The organism is Neisseria sp. P0021.S007, assembly GCF_051956855.1.
The window spans coordinates 1-644 of sequence record NZ_JBQCXA010000648.1; the positions used below are offsets into that span (position 1 = coordinate 1).

Below are 644 nucleotides of genomic sequence, written 5' to 3' on the forward strand. Positions count from 1 at the left end.
GTGGGGGGATCACTCTTTTTTTTCTTTCCTCTAGTGTAAAGTTTATTATTGGTAATATTACAGAGTCAAGTAAATTTTTTAAACAAATTAATATGATTTTTTATATTGTTCAGTATATTAATTTATTTATATTTTTTGCAATTTGTATTTCCGTTTTTTGGGTTGTGGTTTTTAGTTTAAAATTTGGAGTATGAGAATGCCAAACGCTGGATTTAGTTTTTTAAATATTGCACGCGAAAATGGATTAAGTACTGCTGATGCGATTCAAAATGCTAATAATATTCAGAAATATTTAGCCACGCCTGAAGCAGATAGAAATTCATTGGATGGCCTTGATGCTGCAATCGCAGCCTTATCTTTTGCCGCTACAAGTGCTGCTATGGGAGCTTCTGTAGCCAATGCAGGTCTCTCTGGTAATGCAAATGCAGCTGGTGCTATGTTGACGGGAGCTGCATATCAATTGAATGGGGCAGTTGCTTCAGCTTCTATGGCTGCAACTTATGCATATTTGAAGAGTAGTAGGTATCTTCAAATAAGCGTATAGTTCCAAATATCACAAATCCATCATCACAACCTTAGGAGTTCAAACCATGAAACCTGTTTTGTTTGCCGCGTTGATTTCCTGTTTCTCCGTTGCTGCATAT

Annotated in this window: 2 protein-coding genes; both read left to right on the plus strand. The window is 36.0% G+C overall.

Annotated elements, in window-relative coordinates:
* The coding region (locus ACTHUR_RS15155) for a hypothetical protein (protein WP_440399448.1) at nucleotides 1-194 on the plus strand (194 nt) is incomplete at its 5' end.
* A 2-nt stretch (nucleotides 195-196) separates the two neighbouring features.
* Nucleotides 197-544, plus strand: coding sequence for a hypothetical protein (locus ACTHUR_RS15160; RefSeq protein WP_039861883.1), 348 nt, complete (start codon nucleotides 197-199; stop codon nucleotides 542-544).
* Nucleotides 545-644: the final 100 nt, after the last annotated feature.